The 17,887-nt window shown below is 37.5% G+C and carries 16 protein-coding genes; 1 reads left to right on the forward strand and 15 read right to left on the reverse strand.

Annotated features, from left to right (window positions below):
- Positions 1 to 27: 27 nt before the first annotated feature.
- From FQ087_RS08770 to FQ087_RS23340, 14 genes are all read right to left on the reverse strand, one after another.
- The gene (locus FQ087_RS08770; protein WP_149580078.1) at positions 28 to 1,086 is read right to left on the reverse strand and encodes an NAD(P)/FAD-dependent oxidoreductase; all 1,059 of its coding nucleotides are present in this window, start codon (positions 1,084 to 1,086) and stop codon (positions 28 to 30) included.
- Between the two features lie 648 nt (positions 1,087 to 1,734).
- Positions 1,735 to 2,703 (reverse strand): ABC transporter substrate-binding protein, encoded by a 969-nt coding sequence (locus FQ087_RS08780; protein ID WP_370456043.1) that lies wholly within the window; start codon positions 2,701 to 2,703, stop codon positions 1,735 to 1,737.
- A 114-nt stretch (positions 2,704 to 2,817) separates the two neighbouring features.
- The gene (locus FQ087_RS08785) at positions 2,818 to 4,413 is read right to left on the reverse strand and encodes an ABC transporter substrate-binding protein (RefSeq protein ID WP_149580080.1); all 1,596 of its coding nucleotides are present in this window, start codon (positions 4,411 to 4,413) and stop codon (positions 2,818 to 2,820) included.
- A 185-nt stretch (positions 4,414 to 4,598) separates the two neighbouring features.
- Positions 4,599 to 5,570, reverse strand: coding sequence for an ABC transporter substrate-binding protein (locus tag FQ087_RS08790; RefSeq protein ID WP_188006679.1), 972 nt, complete (start codon positions 5,568 to 5,570; stop codon positions 4,599 to 4,601).
- A 139-nt stretch (positions 5,571 to 5,709) separates the two neighbouring features.
- Positions 5,710 to 7,425 carry an ABC transporter ATP-binding protein gene (locus tag FQ087_RS08795; RefSeq protein ID WP_149580082.1) on the reverse strand — a complete coding sequence of 572 codons (1,716 nt, stop codon included), beginning with the start codon at positions 7,423 to 7,425 and terminating at the stop codon, positions 5,710 to 5,712.
- Between the two features lie 160 nt (positions 7,426 to 7,585).
- A complete protein-coding gene (locus tag FQ087_RS08800) occupies positions 7,586 to 8,533 on the reverse strand; it encodes an ABC transporter substrate-binding protein (RefSeq protein WP_149580083.1) in 948 nt (315 codons plus the stop codon).
- A gap of 14 nt (positions 8,534 to 8,547) precedes the next feature.
- Positions 8,548 to 9,537, reverse strand: coding sequence for an iron-hydroxamate ABC transporter substrate-binding protein (locus tag FQ087_RS08805; protein WP_149580084.1), 990 nt, complete (start codon positions 9,535 to 9,537; stop codon positions 8,548 to 8,550).
- Positions 9,538 to 9,576: 39 nt separating this feature from the next.
- Positions 9,577 to 10,596, reverse strand: coding sequence for a FecCD family ABC transporter permease (locus tag FQ087_RS08810; RefSeq protein WP_149580819.1), 1,020 nt, complete (start codon positions 10,594 to 10,596; stop codon positions 9,577 to 9,579).
- 14 nt (positions 10,597 to 10,610) lie between these two features.
- Entirely contained in the window at positions 10,611 to 11,657 is a 1,047-nt protein-coding gene (locus tag FQ087_RS08815; RefSeq protein WP_255452186.1) for a FecCD family ABC transporter permease, read from the reverse strand.
- 11 nt (positions 11,658 to 11,668) lie between these two features.
- Positions 11,669 to 12,460: an ABC transporter ATP-binding protein gene (locus tag FQ087_RS08820; RefSeq protein ID WP_149580085.1), complete on the reverse strand. Its 792-nt coding sequence runs from the start codon at positions 12,458 to 12,460 to the stop codon at positions 11,669 to 11,671.
- Between the two features lie 792 nt (positions 12,461 to 13,252).
- Positions 13,253 to 14,155, reverse strand: coding sequence for a nicotianamine synthase family protein (locus FQ087_RS08825; protein ID WP_149580086.1), 903 nt, complete (start codon positions 14,153 to 14,155; stop codon positions 13,253 to 13,255).
- Between the two features lie 183 nt (positions 14,156 to 14,338).
- On the reverse strand, positions 14,339 to 14,977 hold the full coding sequence (locus FQ087_RS08830; protein WP_149580087.1) for an O-methyltransferase: 639 nt from the start codon (positions 14,975 to 14,977) through the stop codon (positions 14,339 to 14,341).
- Positions 14,964 to 15,299 (reverse strand): hypothetical protein, encoded by a 336-nt coding sequence (locus tag FQ087_RS08835; protein ID WP_149580088.1) that lies wholly within the window; start codon positions 15,297 to 15,299, stop codon positions 14,964 to 14,966. The genes FQ087_RS08830 and FQ087_RS08835 overlap by 14 nt, the downstream gene beginning before the upstream one ends.
- Positions 15,300 to 15,470: 171 nt before the next feature.
- A complete protein-coding gene (locus tag FQ087_RS23340; RefSeq protein ID WP_370456044.1) occupies positions 15,471 to 15,617 on the reverse strand; it encodes a recombinase family protein in 147 nt (48 codons plus the stop codon).
- Positions 15,618 to 15,958: 341 nt separating this feature from the next.
- Here FQ087_RS23340 and FQ087_RS08845 point away from each other — a divergent pair, with 341 nt between their 5' ends.
- Entirely contained in the window at positions 15,959 to 16,387 is a 429-nt protein-coding gene (locus FQ087_RS08845; protein WP_149580090.1) for a hypothetical protein, read from the forward strand.
- 619 nt (positions 16,388 to 17,006) lie between these two features.
- On the opposite strand, the gene FQ087_RS08850 is transcribed toward FQ087_RS08845, so the two are convergent.
- Complete coding sequence (locus FQ087_RS08850; RefSeq protein WP_149580091.1) at positions 17,007 to 17,822, reverse strand: lipid II flippase Amj family protein; 816 nt, start codon at positions 17,820 to 17,822, stop codon at positions 17,007 to 17,009.
- Between the last annotated feature and the right edge of the window lie 65 nt (positions 17,823 to 17,887).

A 17,887-nucleotide genomic window follows, 5' to 3' on the forward strand; every position in this document is an offset into this window, starting at 1 on the left:
TGAACAAAAAAATATTCATGCAATAAGTTAGTTCTTCACCGTGTACAAATGCTTCACTAATTCACGGTTTTTATCTTTAAAAATGTCATTATGCGAGGACACCATTCCATGTCCATAGGCATCTGGAGCAATAAATAGCTTTGCTTTATTCACAGCGTTTGCTGCGTCCTGAAACGCTCCTGCAATCAAATGAAGCTTTCCTTCGTGATTCAGTATGTCTCCTGCCGCATAAAGACCAGGGACAGATGTTTCGCTCATGGGGCTACCTGCAATTCCATATTCATCTACCATTTCGATATTTAAACCGCTGTTTGACGTCAACTCTTTATCGCGTTCATAGCCATGATTGATAATGACTTCATCAACAGACAGCTGAACTGTACGGCCATCTTCCCCACTCAACAATTCAACTTTCTCAATTGATTGGTGGTCACTCGCTGCAATAAGTTTTTCGATGGATGTATTTAGTAAGCACTCAACAGAACTATTAAATAAACGGGATACTTCAGCTTCATGACCTTTCAATATATCTTTCCGATAAGTCAAATAGACTTTTTTCGCAATAGGTTCAAGTTCATTTGCCCAGTCAACCGCAGCATTGCCGCCTCCGGAAATTAAAACAGTTTTTCCTTTGAAACGTGATAGTGACTTGACCGTATAATGTAAATTTGAAACTTCAAAACGCTCAGCACCTTCAATATTCAATTTTAACGGTTTCAAGATGCCCCCACCTACAGCTAAAATTACTGTTTTGGACAAATGCTTTTGGTTCGATGACGTTTGAACAACAAAGTACCCATTTTCATCTTTATTAATTGATGTCACTTTTTCACCTAATACTAGTTCTGGATCGAAAGTTAAGCCTTGCTGAATCGTTTGTTCAATCAGCCGTTCTCCTGTAACAGGCGTAAGACCACCTATATCCCATATCATTTTCTCAGGATATACATGTACTTTTCCGCCTAAGTAAGGTTGAAACTCAATAATTTTTGTTTTCATTTCTCTTAAACCACTATAGAAAGCCGAAAAAAGTCCTGCTGGTCCTCCGCCTATAATTGTTACATCATACAGTTGTTCTGAATTCATCATGAATACTCCTTTTAAGGTTGTCGTTCCGTTTTGCACGACACACCCATAAGATATTTTTGACCACTCGAAACGTTAAATGATAATGATAATCGTTCTCACTTAATTTCAGTATAAGACATATCAAACCCATTTACAATACTTTTCTGACAAAATAAATTTAAATAATGTATTTTAATGACTAGACTCATTAACTGTTATTGTTACTGAACCAAGAATAGCAAAAGCGCCTTGATAGACCCGAATAGCGCTGGAACTAGATATTATCCCATGTTGAAAATTTTATGCTTGTTACCTACCTTTTCTAAATTACTTTGTTTGATTTTCTTTGTTTCTTTCAATCAACATATCTACAAATAAATCGATTTGCTCATAAATTGCAATCGGATCCTATCATTAATATGTATCAAAATCATTGAAGAATACCTAATTGATAATGATAAAATAGAAAAAATACAATACTTTAATTTTACGTGTTTTGATTAACCCCTATTCACCATTAAATTACCAATCACTAAATGGCTTTACACTTTCACTTGATTGAAATTCGTAAATCCACAACGTTATATTCAACTATTCTATAAAATCGTAGTATCTATTAGAAGAAGATGCTCCACATGCTATAAATCAGCCGTGAAGCATCTTCTTTTATTTTTCAAGATTGGTTAACCATGCTGCAAGCTCTTCTGTTTGTGTAAGAACTGCAATTGGATCATAATACCAAGAACGTTCTTCTGGCCAAACATAGAGCCTATCATTCTTAACCGCAGGCAAACTACCCCAAATTGGATCTGATTTAAAATCTTCAATTGTTCGGTTGTTAGAGGTCAAAATAATGTAATCACCTGCGTATTTCGCTATCATTTCTTCGGAAAGCTCAGCCCATTGCTTTTCCTTTATTTCTTCAGCTACAACAGAGGGTGGTTTGCGTCCAAGTGCTTGGTAAATAGGTTGTCCACCACGACCGAAGTTATCGCCGTATACCCATGTTGTCTTGCCACCATCCTCCATAATAGAGAAGCTTGCATTTTCATCAATTGCTGCGTCAACTTTTGACTTTGCTTCTGCAATTCGTTGATCATATTGTTCTAGCCAAACACGCGCTGCCTCTTCCCGACCAAGTAGTTCCCCGAAATATGTAAGCTCATCATGGACATTTGCTAACTCGCCATAAGGAATGACAATTGTCGGTGCAATTTTGCTTAATATTTCGTAGTTTTCACCATTTCCAGTAATGATGAGATCTGGATTGAGCGCTAGAATATTCTCAGGCGAAGGGTTTCCGTATTCTCCTATATCCTTAATGCCAAGTAGTTTATCTTTAAAATAATAGTTCTTGATTGTTAATCCAGGAGCCCCAATTGGTATAATATCTAAGGCAATCAAACTAGCCAAATATTCTTCAGCAACTATCCGCTTCGGTTGAACAGGAATCTCAATATTGCCATTACCTGTCTTAATCGTTTTGGTTGTGCTTTTTTCGCTAACTTTTGAGTCATCTGTTTTTTCCGCAGTACTACTTGTAGATCCGCAAGCTGTAAGCATTACTAGTAGTAATAACAATGAACTAATAGCAACTAATTTTTTTACTCCAATTCTGTATCTTGATGTCTGCACTTTTTTAAACCTCCTCATTAAATGGTGATAATGATTATCATTATCACTAACAGTATTTATTTTAATAGATTCTAATGACGTTGTCTATGCACCATAATGATATCTAGCTCGTCATTATTGTGATACTAGTACTCTCATTAGTTCGTCCATTTGTGCTAGAGAAGATAGTGGATCATAACCAAAGAACATATCTGGCTGGTCCATTATGTATACTTGCTTATTTTTTACAGCCTTCATTTCCAACCAGGCCTCTGATGCAAATAAACGGTCCGTTTCTTTCTTTACCTCTTTAATTAAAGGTATTCCGGTAATAAATATATGATCAGCAGCATAGTCCACAATAGACTCTATCTTTACCTCAAGATATCCTTTTTGGTCAATCTTTTGTTTAAGCAATTCAGTCGGATATTGAAATCCAATATCTTCATACAAGATTTGGGCTCCCCTTCCGAAGCTGCTGTGGAAGCAATAAGCAGAGCCTGTATCAATTTCCCATACGATAGCGGTTCCCCTATCTCCGAGTCGCTGGTTAAGTTGCTGATTAAAGGTCCAAATTATTGCATCATATTGTTCAAGCCAGGCTTCTACTTGTGGCTGTCTATTCACAACGTTTGCGATGATACGAAATTGTTCTCGCCAGCTCATGTTTATAAAAGGCAGTGCAAGTACTGGAGCAAGCTCAAGCATACTTTTGTAATTACTTACCTTATTATAGTCAATAATTACATCGGGTCGTGCGGATGCAACAATCTCACAAAGTGAATGAATGCTATTTTCATATATATTTATTTTTTTGTCGGCATCTACTTGATGCACACTTTCCAACCACGCTGTATATACTCCTAACTCTGGAATTATCCCTAATGCCAGCAAGCATGCGGTATGATTACTATTAAGAACAACAACTCGTTTTTGCTTATGATGATAAGCGGTCGGAGACAAACCGACTAATTGCTTAAATTTCCGACTTAAATAAGTGCCTTCTTTATACCCCACCTGCTGAGCCAAGTTCTCAAGTTTTGGCATATCGTAAAGCAACTTATTTTGAGAGGTACGAATCCGCAGCAATGTAAGATATGCGCTGAAGGTTTGAGCAGTATGTCTACGAAACTCACGGGAGAAATGCTCTGGTGTTACTTGTGCAAATGCCGCCAATTGCTCACGCGTCACATCCTCATGAAAATGTGTGTCTATATAATGAAGAACTTGTTCCATCCACGAGCTAGTTTTCTGTTGTTGTCCTTCTAGTTCTTCATATAACTCTGCTACTAGCTCAACGAACAATTGTTGGAATTGAAACGGTTTACGATTACTTAGTTGTTTCGAAGCCCTTTCTAGCTCAGCTGTCAGATTTATTATGTTCAAAGAACAATTCCAAAGAGGCTCGGGGGATTTTAATACATTCGGTTTACTACCATCATTCGTAAAGCAACGATACCTAATCTGCGTTCCCTGAAAATTTGAATCCAATTGGCTAGACAACGTCAATTCGTATGAATTTTGCCAAAGCATTACACATCCACGTGACAACTTGTACTGCTGTTCTTGAAGTTCAAGTAAACCACTTCCGTTCATAACAACAAGTATACAAGGGTACCGAGTCATTTCTTCTTCAGTTTCAGGTAAAGTACCTTCCCAGTTCGATATGCTAACAGGTAAATAATAGGCATGGGAAAACAAGGTATTACACTTCAATAGCTCATCGTCCATCACTATGTCCCCTCTCAAACGTTTTATTACCTTGACTATGCGAACGAAGCGATATAAATAAAGGTTCTAAAACAATTTAACATTGCTTTAGAACCAGCAAACTTATTTCACTTCAGTTAACCACTCAGCGAGTTCTTCTGCTTGAGCAAGCAGTTAAAGCGGGTCAGTGAATTTGGAGCATGATATTACTTACTACCTTCAACTAGCTTATCCGCAATTTCCTCAGCTTGATATAATGCTGATAATGGGTCTGCATTAAAAAACTTTTTAATATCGAATTCATATACATGATTGTTTTTTACTGCGTCTAAATTAGTCCAGACCTTTGGTAAGTCGACTTTATCACTTTCTTCACTTTTCATAGAAATGATATAGTCACCCATATAATCACCGACGGTTTCCCAAGATGTGTCTACACGGTCTTGATTTTTATCAATAATGTCACTTTTAACCTTTGGAGAAGGTGTTAAACCTAATAATTTGTATGCAGCTGTACTGCCACGCTCGCCTCGATCTCCAATGATCATTATATTTTTATCCATGCTATAATCAGCAATTGTAAATGTTGCACCTTCAGGAATAACATCCTTTATTTTTGCTTTGGCAGCATCGACACGTTGATCAAACTCCGTTAGCCATTTCTTCGCTTCATCTTTTCTATTCAAAATTTCAGCCATTGCATTAATTTCTTCATGAATCGAATTATAACTGCCACCATCGAATATAATTGTAGGCGCGATTTTGGCGTAATTTTCATATGCTTCTTGATCCCAAGTAATTATTAAATCAGGTTCAAGTTCCAATACTTTTTCCATTGATACTGTCCCCTCTGTACCAATATCCTCCATCTCATCAGATACAAGCGGCTCTAAAAACTTTCCGTAATCTGTTAGTGTTGAAGGCGCGCCAACTGGTATTAAACCTAAAGCCATGACCTGACCTAAATACCAATCCACAACAACGCGTTTAGGACGATCAGGTACTTCAATTTCACCCATTACTGTTGATACTTTCCGGATTTCTGTACTGTTATCTTTATTATCCTTTGTTTCAGCTTGATCTTTTGCCATGTTTGCATCATTTGAACAAGCACAAAGTAATAAAATAAATCCTACTATTGCAATTGTTTTAATAGCTATATTCGACTTTTTCAGCATTTTCATCTTCTCCTTATCGGGATTTTCATATACCCTTCCCGTTTCCACATAAGAATCACAAACTATCATATTGTTCAAAGAATAACATGATAGTTTGTGTTAATTAAAAACCAATCTGACACCAAGCTTCTGCTCACTTTCACACGCCAAATTGTGCTTCGTGAAGCCTATTATAAGCACCTTTTAAATTCAGTAACTCTTGATGACTTCCTTCCTCAGCAATGCCTTCCTCTGTCACAACAATTATTCGATCTGCATTTTTAATCGTTGCTAATCTGTGTGCAATTACTAGTGTTGTACGTCCTTTAGATAACTCGGTTAATGCCAGTTGAATAGCGGCCTCAGTTTCAGTATCAAGTGCTGATGTAGCTTCGTCCAAAATGAGTATAGATGGATTCTTCAGAAACATACGAGCAATGGAAAGGCGCTGTTTTTGTCCACCTGAAAGTTTAACACCACGCTCTCCTATCAGCGTATCCATTCCTTCTGATTGAGAAAGTATAATATCTTCCAACTGGGCTCTTTTTGCCGCTTGCCATATATCCTCTTCAGACGCATCTAAATCGCCATATGCGATATTCTCTCGAATCGTGCCATCGAAGAGGAATACATCTTGTTGGACAATTCCAATCTGGGAACGGAGAGAGGCAAGGGTCATTTTTCTAGTTTCAATTCCATCAATCAGTAAAGACCCTTCTTTTATATCGTAAAACCGAGGCAATAGACTACAAAGCGTCGTTTTCCCAGCACCTGATGGTCCAACAAGGGCTACTGTTTCTCCTGCCCGAATCGTTAAATTAATATTCTCCAACACATTATCTTTACCTTCATAACCAAACGATACGTCCTGGAACTTTATATTCCCATCCAAATGCCCTACATTTATTGCATCAGGAGCATCCGCTACATCTGGAGACGTTTCAAGTAGCTCTGTATAGCGCTTAAAGCCAGCAATGCCTTTTGGATACGTTTCAATAACAGAATTTATTTTCTCTATTGGGCCTAAAAATACATTCGATAGGAGAACAAAGGCCATAAACTCTCCAAACGTCATGTCTTTATTAATGACAAACCATGTGCCGCAAAGTAGCACAAACAACGTGACAGTTTTCATTAGAATATAGCTAATCGATGAGTTCCAAGCCATTATCTTATAAGCTACCAATTTTGACTGTCGAAAACGATTATTATTTTCATTAAATTGAGTGATTTCATGCTCTTCATTTGAAAATGCTTGAACGACGCGCATACCGCTAACATTATTTTCTACACGTGCATTAAAATCTGCAATATCAGCAAAGAAACGACTAAATGCTTTCGACATTTTCCCACCGAAATACATCGATATGTAAATAATCAGTGGCACGACAATAAATGTAAGTACAGCCAATTGTGGATTTATAGAGAACATTAAAGCAAAAGCACCTATTAGCGTCATAAACGCGATAAACAAATCCTCAGGGCCGTGGTGAGCAATTTCACCAATATCCATTAAGTCATTTGTCATTCTTGAAACTAAATGTCCTGTCTTATTGTCATCGAAAAAACGGAATGATAGCTTTTGCACATGAGTGAAAAGCTTCTTTCTCATATCGGTTTCTATGTTAATTCCTAACTTATGACCCCAGTATGTAACAACATAATGAAGGCATGAGCTTATAATATAAATTCCAAATAATGAGATACACCCCCATAAAATCCAACTCCAATTAGAGCTTGGCAACAAATCGTCAACGACACGATTGACAGCTAGTGGAAAGGCAAGTTCCAATAAGGCCGCTATAGTCGCACAGGAAAAATCTAGTATGAATAATCCTTTATATGGCTTGTAGTAAGAGAAAAACTGCTTTAACAATATGTATCACACTCCTAATTTTTTAGATTCATGAATAGGCTTCCTCTGCCATTCTTTAAGTGAGAAATCCCCTTGAATTAAGATATGGACAATCTGAAGAAAGAAAATGAAGCTAGCTCCGCCATCAAAACTGACTCAAAACTAGCTTCTTCATCAATACTTATTTTTCGCTATTTTTCTTCGCAACTAGCATATCTGCCACTTCTTCCGCTTGAGCTAGCACAGCAATTGGATCATACGCCCGAAATCGTTTTTCATCGAGATAGAAAACATTACCTTTTTTAACTGCATCTACTGACTCCCAGACAGGATCATTTCTATCAAACTTACCGCCATTTGACTGGTCAAAAAAAATATAATCCCCAGCGTATTCAGTCATCACTTCAAAGGACACTTGTTTATATGACTCACCTTTGTCTATTAGTTCTTCTTTAATACGTTTTGACGGAGTTAGCTGAAGTTGTTTATAGATTGCTTGGCCGCCTTTATAAATTCCATCACCATAAATGTAGGTGTCTTTAGCAAAAGAACCAAGGATAGAAACTGTTTCTCCTTCTTCCATTACTGCCTGGACTTTTTCACGATGTTGTTGTATTTTTTCGTCAAATGTAGCTAACCATTTCTCTGCTTCCTTATCTTTTCCAAGCATTCCCCCAATGGCCCTTACTTCTTCATGGACATCGCTATATGATTCGTAGGGAATTATTATTGTTGGAGCTATTTTGGAAAACTTCTCAAAAGCACCTTTGTCCATATCTGAACTAATAATTAAATCAGGTTGTAATTCCAATATTTTCTCCATGGAACCCTCCCCAGTGCTTTCAATCCCAGCGTTTATAATATCCTGTATATGCACGTTTTCAACGTCTACTTTTGTTGCTCCAACAGGTTCCTCTCCCAATATAAGCAATGTTGGCAAATAACTTTCTACTACAATCCTTTTTGGATTCGCAGGTATTTCAATATCACCATGAATTGTTTTCACTACTCTTGTTTCTTTGTCCTTACTTTCATTCGATTCGTTATTTGTATTACTACAAGCAGCAATTACCAGGAAAAGCGAAATGAGTAACAAAAAAATCGCGAAATAAGATTTGTTTTTCAACATATTTATCCTCCTAATTAATTTTGTTTTATTAGAGATTCCACTATACCTTCAATCATTTGCGTATTTGCAATTACCCCTGAATATAACCAGCTAGTCTCAGAACCATATTCATAAATATGTCCATTTTTGACAGCAGGTATATTCTCCCATATCGGATCCTGCAACATTTCTGCGCCATTTCCTTTATCACTATTAATTAAGAAGATATGATCTGCATCAAGTTCAGCTAATCGCTCTAAGGAGTTCGCCGACCAATTTCCTGTGGCTGTGCTTGAAATTTCTTTGACTACACTTGGAGTTGAGAGACCAAGATCACCATATAACACAGCCCCACTAGATACATTTTCACCAACGATATAAAAACTATCATTGACAAGCCAAATCGCAGCAGCTGACTCAGAACCAACCGATTCGTGTATCAACTTCTTCGATTCCTCTGACTTAACTTCATATTCATCTAAAACCTTCTTCGCTTCTTCTTGTTTCCCAAAAATGTCCCCCATGCTAACCAACTGTTCTCTCCAATCACCATTATTTTCTTCTTCAACGACAAAAGTCGGTGCAATTTTATTGTATTGGTCATATTTAGACCCTTCAACTGCCTGCGATGATCCCATAAGAATGAGGTCAGGAGTAAGGCTAGTCACTACCTCAAATGGCAAATCTGACGGAATTGTTGGTACATCTTTTAAATACTCTTGAAGATAACTTTGTACCCCTGCACCATCATTAATGCTCCACTGTGCAATTGGCATAATACCAAGAGCAACTAAATTGTCTTCTAAATAGGAAGCCAGGATTCGTTCAGGATTTGCAGGAATCGTGACTTCATGTCCCATTGCATCTATCAATGAACGTTCTGTTGAAGCTTCCTCAATGACTGGTTCAGTTTGCTTGTCTTCTTTCTCTTTAACTTCTTTACTAGGATCGCTACACCCTACTAAACTTAGTATTAGGACTAGAAAACTGACTGTAATTATAGTGATTCTTTTATTCTTTAACATGAATTTATTCGCCTCATCTTTTCATATTTTCATATTTCCTTAGTCTTTTATGCGAGAAAGTAAATAAAGGAAGTATGGTGCGCCGATTACAGCGACAACAATACCCGCTGGAATTTCCGACGGTTGTAAGATCCAACGTCCGATTGTATCTGCTACAAGAACCAACAATCCTCCTATCAAAGCAGCAGCAGGTATTAAAATTTGATGTTTTGATCCAACAAGTTGGCGTGCCACATGTGGGCCAATTAGTCCTACAAAACCAATACCGCCACTAACTGATACACTTGCACCTGCTAGCCCGACAGCTGCGGCAAGCAAAATACGCCGCTCTTTTTCAATCGAAGCACCGAGACCCGTTGCCGTTAAATCTCCTAAATTTAGTACATTGAGTACGCGTGCTTTGGAATAAACAAACGGAATTAAAATAATGATCCAAGGTAATAGCGATAGTACAAACTTCCAATTAGACCCCCATATACTACCTGCTAGCCAAGTCGCCACAAACTGATAATTTTCTGGACTTAGTCGAAGCGTTAATATAATCATCGCTGAGCTAATACCTGCAGCAACTGCAACGCCTGTTAATAGCAGCCGCATTGGTGTAATTCCCTCATGTCGTTTATAGGCTAATGAATAAATAATGACAGCGGCTATGCCCGCACCAGTAAAAGCAAGAATCGGTAGTAAAAATACTGGAGTTGCAGTCGTTGATGGAAAAAAAGAGATGAAAAGCATGACTGCTAGCCCTGCCCCCGCGTTAATCCCTAATATGCCGGGATCAGCTAAAGCATTACGGGATATCCCTTGTAACACACAACCTGATACCGCAAGCCCCATTCCAACAAGTACAGAAATGATAATACGCGGTAAGCGAAACTCAAATAAAATTAAATGTTGTTTCTCTGTTCCTAGCCCAAACAATGTGCGGACTACTTCCAGTGGAGTCAATTTTATGTATCCTGTATTCATACTTATAATGAAGGCAACGACAATTAGCATACTTAGAATACCAATGACAAGTAGATTTCGTTTCTTAGACTTATGTTGTGCTTTTGTCATAATTGGTTTTTCTTTCACAGTTCTTTTCCTCCTTTTCTTGCAAGGTAAAGGAAGAACGGAACTCCGATTAAAGCAATCAATGCACCAATTGGTGTTTCATAAGGCGGATTAATCATTCTTGCACAAAGATCAGCCAAGACGACTAACAGTCCACCTAGAACAATTGAGCACGGAATAATCCATCGATAATCATGGCCAACTAGAAAGCGGGTTAGATGCGGCACAATTAATCCCACAAAACCAACTGCTCCTACAACGGAAACGGCGGCTCCAGCCAATATAAGTACGAAGATCATTCCAAACACTTTAATGGTCTTTGTTTTTTGACCTAGTCCAATAGAGATTTCCTCACCAAGACTTAATAATGTAATCGAACGTGACAAAATCACCGCTCCAATCATGGCCATAAAGATCCAAGGCGACATGATTTGAAGATGAATCCACTTCGTACCCGATACACCTCCTGCATACCAAAAAGCTAAATCTTGACCAATTCGGAAATATAGGGCAATCCCTTCACTTAGTGCGCCTAACAATGCACTTACGGCAGCGCCCGCAAGTACAAGACGCATCGGTGTTAACCCACCTCTTGACATGGAACCGACCCCGTACACAATACCAGCACCTAATCCTGCACCTAAAAACGAATACAAAATTAGATACATATAAGGTAGACCTGGTAAAAAAGCAAAGCACAACGCAAGCGTAAATGCAGCACCAGCATTCAGTCCTAGTAGGCCGGAATCTGCTAATGGATTCCGCGTCATGCCTTGCATTAGCGCACCTGACACTGCAAAACAAGAACCAACCATCGCTGCACCAAGAACACGTGGCATCCGAATTTCTCGAATAATTTGATGGGGTGTTAAATCTGGATTAAATCGAAACACAGCTTCCCAAACAGTCGTAAACTTAATATCAGCTGCCCCATATGAAATAGATAGTGCAATTGCAAATAGCAATGCGATTGCACCCCCAAATAATACGACGACAGCAATAATTGGTCTTGAATGTTTCTTGATTTCTCTTAATTCTGTGGTGGCGTCTACTGTAGCAGGCATACTAAATCTCCTTAACTCTTCTGACATAATTGATAGGATAGGCAAATGGGATTGGAACTAAATGGGCATGTCACAATACTCGCATCTATATTAAAAACGAGTTGTAAATTAGGACAGGTCATCACTTCTTCCGGTGTTCCCTCTTTCATGAGTACTCCATCCTTCATCGCAATCATGTAGTCAGAAAACCTGGAAGCGTGATTTAAATCATGCAGCACCATGACGATCGTTCGCCCCTCTTCCACGTTTAATCGCTGTAATAGAAGTAGAATATCCAATTGATGCGCCAAATCTAGATAGGTAGTGGGTTCATCTAGAATGAGGATTTCCGTATCCTGGGCAAGTGCCATTGCAATCCATACCCGTTGTCTTTGACCCCCAGATAAAGCTTCAATAGGACGATCTTTAAACTCATTTAATCCAGTCACATCAATCGCCCAATAAATATATTCATAATCCTCCTTTTTTAAAGAACCGAAACCCTTTTGATGAGGAAAACGCCCATAAGAAACGAGCTCAAATACAGTTAATCCGCTTGGCGCTTCCGTCGATTGTGGTAGGATAGCCATCTTTTTGGCAACTTCCTTAGTCTCCAACTGATGAATCGCTTTTCCATCAAGGTAAACAGCACCTTTTTTTATTTTTAATATACGAGAAATTGCTTTCAGTAAAGTTGATTTCCCACAACCATTTGGTCCAATAATTGTTGTTATTTTATTCTCAACGATAGATACACTTAAATCCTCAATTATCAGTTCGTTTGAATAGCCAATGTCTACTTGTTCTACTTTTAAAGCTTCCATACTATTACGCCCTCTCTTAATCTCAAATTAATAAATAGAGTAAAATTTCATTGTAAATTTGTTATAGATAGGATTGAATGGATTCATTCTAAATGATAATGATAATCAGTATCACTCGATTCATTCTAGATGTAACATTTAATATTGTCAATAGAATCCAAAAATTAAAATTTCCAATAATAGAAAGTTCGTCGAATGAACAATAGAAGAAGCATCTAATAAAATGAATTCTTGCACCGGTATTCCATATTTCACAAAAAGCTTGTGATTGCTCATGAAAAACGTCATGTCTGTTGATTAACTAAACATAACCAGTACATAACTTGGGCATCCCCTTGCCGCTACTTGTATTGTTGCGCTTTTGGATTGAATGACTTCTAGTACGATTACCGAGATGACTTGGTGTGAAGGGATGATTGTCCTTTATCCGTCGCGCTCCAAATGCATTAGTACACAGAGTGTTGAAGTTTTTTGGGACGAAAGAATAGCTGGCTTCTTACCCCGAGAAAAGCCGCCAAAGATGCAATTTGGGCGGCTGATGCTTTCTCTATGGTATTTTCTTATTTATTTTAAAGATGTGTTACTTTTTAATAGGCAATACAAGATTAGATGCATACTCTTTACGAAAAATAAGTAAGGAACGCATTGTTCTCACCAGTTTTTTATGCAAATAAATGGTTAATAAACAGTTGTGTTATTTTGTATACGCAAAAATCCCTTCCAGGGTCTACTAACGTACTAGCCCCTGAAAGGAATTTACTTTGGATGAATACACAATTCTAGCCTGTTCTATTAAGTCGCTTTCACCGCGGCCATTTTATGTGGTTGTAGAATGATCGTATCGTAGATGCAGTTATCCCGTTTGATCGATTTGACCTGCCATTCCTTTAATAAGCTTATCTCCAGAGGATAATTAAATACAGACTTCAATCCATTGCCATATCGTACAATTATTTTGCAGTTTGGAGGAACTTTTGACTTTAATTCCTCCAAAAGCTCCTTCTTCTCTGCAACTAGAGAAGCAATGAATACATGGGTGGTAGCTGCCAAAAATTCGGGATGCCTCAAGTGACTATCAGAATAATGAAGGATTTTTTGCAAGCCAAGAAACTGCGCTAATTTTTCCCCATGGTAGATGGCTTCATGGTCAATATCCGTGCAAACTACCTCCGCACAAGTTTCCTTAGCAATAATAAAAGCAGATAAAGGAAATGCCCCAGCCCCTATAAATAAAACTTTAGAAGTTCCGTCAATTTGAGCATAATGTCTTTCTTCGTTCACTGATGCAGATAAAAGCGAGAGATACAGATCCATATCCCATTCTTCAGTATATACGCGAAGCGCTCTCATTTTTTCTACCATACATAATGCCTCATCCGATGTCGCTCTTAACCTCTTTGTACATTGTATAACATCTTCTCGGTCCCCCCATTGTCTCCAAAGCTTTTCGTTCTCCTCACTAACTATAAATTCGCAAAGATAATCTAGTTTTGTGCCTAGGAGTTCCAATCCTTCTGGAGCATTAAGGGCCGTTATCATCAACTGCTTAAGCTCATCCTCAAGTGAGTTCAATACATTCAGTAAATCCTTAAAGTCTACGATTCGCAATCCCTCCATCATCTCCATTTTCATTTCCACAACGAGCCTAGAATTATATGATGAAGGATGGGGATCTATGTATGATTGCTTTTTCATATATTTACTGAACTATTAACCAAAAGTAACCAGCAAATAAGTTGTTCAAAAACTTTTATTGTAACCATTTCATAAAATAAAATGGCCAATCAATAGGACTGGATGGAATCTATAAGAATGGCTATACACCCATAAAAAAAGGAACCTATCCGCTTTTACGAATAGGTTTTTAAGTGTCTTCTTTTATTTCTTCACTTGTGAAATCGTCAGTCCATCCCCGATTGGAATAAGAAGCGATTCCAATTGAGCATGACTAGCTACCTTTTCATTGAACGTTTTCATTATTTCCGTATAACGTTTAGGTTTTGCCTCCTGGTCTACTACACTACCACCAGCAAGTACGTTATCCGTCACGATTATAGCACCCGCCTCCGCAAGCTGAATGCAATAGTCCAAGTAATTTTTATAGTTTTCTTTATCCGCATCTATAAAGAAAAAATCGAATCGCTTCCCCTCTTCAACTAGTTGTTCAAGACTTTGTAAAGCTGGCCCCGTCATATAGGATACTTGATCGCCAAAGCCGGCTTTCGCTAGATTACTGGATGCTAAATTTGCGTATCTCTCCTCTAATTCAAGGGACGTCAATTTCCCTTCACTACCGAACCCTCTAGCAAGACAAACCCCGCTATAGCCCCCAAGCGCACCTATTTCAAGCACATTTTTAGCCCCTGAAATGGCTGTCAGCATCGTAAGCAGCTTGCCAGAAGAAGGAGAAACCGATATGGCTGGCATACCGTTTTCTTCGATCGACGCAATCACTTCCTCCAACAGAGCATCTTGCTTCGTAAACACTGCATCAATATAACCGTTAATTTTTTTCATCTAGTTCAATCCCTTCCTCATTAGCATCTACAGACGGCTTGCACTCGCCCTGCTCATCCGCATTGATATCAAACAGTTGAATAAATTCACTAATGACCATATCAATCGCTTTTAATTCACCGACTAAAATTGGCTGTATTGATAGAAATTCGGGTTGATCTAACTGTTGCTTAATGGTTGAACGCTTCAGATGCATACGCTCTAAAAAAGCAAGGGCCCTTCCTCGACGAAAAGTTTTTGGTCCTCGCTGATGTGAACCCTCTTCCCTACCGTGGCGTATACCGCGATGATGTCCTTCTTTCTTGTTATGTTCCTCTCTCATTAATAATCACCTCTCATTGTATACATTTGTATACAGCTTGTTATATTTTTCATTGTATACGAACGTATACAACGCGTCAATGCAATTCAAATAAATCAGATTAACAGGGTTTTAATCTGGCATGTCGTTAAACTAAGCTGCCCATTGATGAATCCTCTATAAGTCACATATTTAATACGTGAACCTTGATTTTTTTGAAAGCAATTCGTTGATTAGATTTACTCGATCCACTGCCGACCTTACGAATCGATTTAGTTTTGTAACTACCAACATATCTCCTTTTTTCAGCAATGAAAGTAACTCTACAAATCGGGTCAATTTACCCTATTTCCAATGAATTTCTCAAAACAGATTTTGCCATAACCTTTAGTTTCCAATATCTGCAGCTGTTACTATACATCTTGTAACGCTATACTGACGCGACCATAACCATATTTCATTTGTATTTGCCCCTTTTTTGCGATCAACTTGCGACACCTAGTCATGACACCACTTAATGTCTTGATATTTCTGCATCCTGAAATAGGTGGTAATAATTTAAGAGTTGTGGCATAGATTCTTCTTCAACTAACGCCGCAGGATAGTTGAAGAAGAATGTATCTATCAATATTCTTATGATATAGTAGTAAATATAAATATAATGTAAAGGGTGGTAGTTAATGGAACCTACAATCTTGATTGGGTTATTTTTTATTACAATATGTATTTTTGCAGTGGGTCTGTTAACTTTTCTATTACCTAAGAAAGTTAGGAAGTTTGTTTGGGTTATATTGGGCATCATTTTAATTTGTAGTTATATCTATCAAGGGACAATTAGACCTTTGATTATAGAGCAACAAACTGGTAAAGCCATAGAAGTATTAGAAGGTCATTTAGAAGAAAAATATTCAATGGATTCATGGGGAATTACAGATACAGACGACTTTAATATAAAACCTGTTATAAATCTTCATGTAATTTTCGATAGTGAGCCAAAAGTAGTTTATGAATATACAGTTGAAGATACAGTGGTAAGTCAAGTACGTATGTGGACTATATCAGGCAAATCGGTAGAAGAAAGTGGAATTGAACCACAACATGAAGAATAATTGATAAGAGTATGTGGATGATTGTACCTCAACTAACGGGAAGCTTTAATTCAAGAATAGGACTGTCAATAGACAGTCTTTTTTTGTTTTTAAGTGTCGAAACTTTTTAAGACATGACACTTGAATAATTCCCTCCAAGAGGCAAAGTAGTTTATCATTCCGAAAATACTGGAACTAGTACCTTTTATCGGAATATTTTTGAAGCAGATGAGAATGTATCGTCTCGCTGAAGTTTAGATCCTTGGCAATCGAGGGCTTGGATAACATTTAAAGATTTCGATTATGTGCCAGCAGGACTATATAAATTTTCCGTCACTACAACTAATGGTCAAACTGGAGAATTTGACTTCTCAATTGGAGTCCTAAACTAAAATTAGTAATACAAACCCTATCATTTCGTTCACTGGACGAGCTTTTATTGGCAATACGTAACATGAGTAAATAATAATGCCTTTATTTTATCATCTAGGTTAAAATAGCCGTTTCCTAGCTCTTAGGATACGGCTGTTTTATTTATTCATCTCTTTTTGTAACTTTACAAATAGAAGCCATCACGTCTTTAAATATTAAATAAGTAGTTATGAAATTGATTCAGTAAAAAGAATATTTAAATCAACATCTATATGATGAATTTAGTAAACCAAGCTACATACCAGGCACCTGGAATAAACAATGCTTGTGCAAGGATTGTCCCTAGTAATCTTGAGGTAATCATCATTAATGACATCTTCTTTAGTGTAAGATAGCTTCCTCTTTGATTTACAACATCATCGGCAAGTACGGAGATTTTTGGATCAATGAATATAACAAGTAGAATCGTGGCTACACCATTTATTAGACCTGAGGCCATAATAGCAGTTGAAGCTCTATCTGGAGCTAATAAAGCCGCATATAAGGCTGATAATACTCCAATTGTATATATTGCAGTTATCACCATATTTACGAACAATAATTTTATCGGAATATCTTTAATATTAATATCCTTCAAATAAGAAATCCTAGGCAAACTAAAATGCTTTACTCCTCGCCTTATGTATTCAAAAGTAATCCCTTTTTTAATCAAAGCAGGAACAGACCCTTTTTCTTCGGATAAATGAATTATAGCTCTTGAAAATAAGGCTATAAATGTGGGTAGTAAAATGATGCCAAATAAGGTACCTAAAGTTGATGCACCAATAAGAACCCTAAATTGATCTTCTACAAATTCTAAATTGTTCTCTTTCCGTGCAGTATCTATTAGGCTTCCCGTAAAGGGCTGTTGCATCATATTAGCTAACCTTGAAACAATGACCATTATATTAAACAGAGACAAAGCTGAAGCAATAAGTCTTACCCTTGCTCCCGACAATCTCACGGCATAAGCAAGTGTCTCGACTGAATGAATAATAAATAAAAAAAGGAATATAAACAATAATTTTTCCGTTAAAAAGTCCATACTGAATACCTTCTTCACTTGTAGTTAATATCCTAATATTACCACAATCCAAACTTATCTGACTT

This window comes from Sporosarcina sp. ANT_H38 (assembly GCF_008369195.1).
Lineage (GTDB): Bacteria > Bacillota > Bacilli > Bacillales_A > Planococcaceae > Sporosarcina.

Bases quoted from the DNA above. Each gene is read 5' to 3' on its own strand.
- FQ087_RS08850 (WP_149580091.1), bottom strand. From the start codon at position 17,822: ATGGACTTTTTAACGGAAAAATTATTGTTTATATTCCTTTTTTTATTT.
- FQ087_RS08815 (WP_255452186.1), bottom strand. From the start codon at position 11,657: ATGCCTGCTACAGTAGACGCCACCACAGAATTAAGAGAAATCAAGAAA.
- FQ087_RS08810 (WP_149580819.1), bottom strand. From the start codon at position 10,596: ATGACAAAAGCACAACATAAGTCTAAGAAACGAAATCTACTTGTCATT.
- FQ087_RS08830 (WP_149580087.1), bottom strand. From the start codon at position 14,977: ATGAAAAAAATTAACGGTTATATTGATGCAGTGTTTACGAAGCAAGAT.
- FQ087_RS08835 (WP_149580088.1), bottom strand. From the start codon at position 15,299: ATGAGAGAGGAACATAACAAGAAAGAAGGACATCATCGCGGTATACGC.
- FQ087_RS08805 (WP_149580084.1), bottom strand. From the start codon at position 9,537: ATGTTAAAGAATAAAAGAATCACTATAATTACAGTCAGTTTTCTAGTC.
- FQ087_RS08825 (WP_149580086.1), bottom strand. From the start codon at position 14,155: ATGAAAAAGCAATCATACATAGATCCCCATCCTTCATCATATAATTCT.
- FQ087_RS08785 (WP_149580080.1), bottom strand. From the start codon at position 4,413: ATGGACGATGAGCTATTGAAGTGTAATACCTTGTTTTCCCATGCCTAT.
- FQ087_RS08820 (WP_149580085.1), bottom strand. From the start codon at position 12,460: ATGGAAGCTTTAAAAGTAGAACAAGTAGACATTGGCTATTCAAACGAA.
- FQ087_RS08770 (WP_149580078.1), bottom strand. From the start codon at position 1,086: ATGAATTCAGAACAACTGTATGATGTAACAATTATAGGCGGAGGACCA.
- FQ087_RS08800 (WP_149580083.1), bottom strand. From the start codon at position 8,533: ATGTTGAAAAACAAATCTTATTTCGCGATTTTTTTGTTACTCATTTCG.
- FQ087_RS08790 (WP_188006679.1), bottom strand. From the start codon at position 5,570: ATGCTGAAAAAGTCGAATATAGCTATTAAAACAATTGCAATAGTAGGA.
- FQ087_RS08845 (WP_149580090.1), top strand. From the start codon at position 15,959: ATGGAACCTACAATCTTGATTGGGTTATTTTTTATTACAATATGTATT.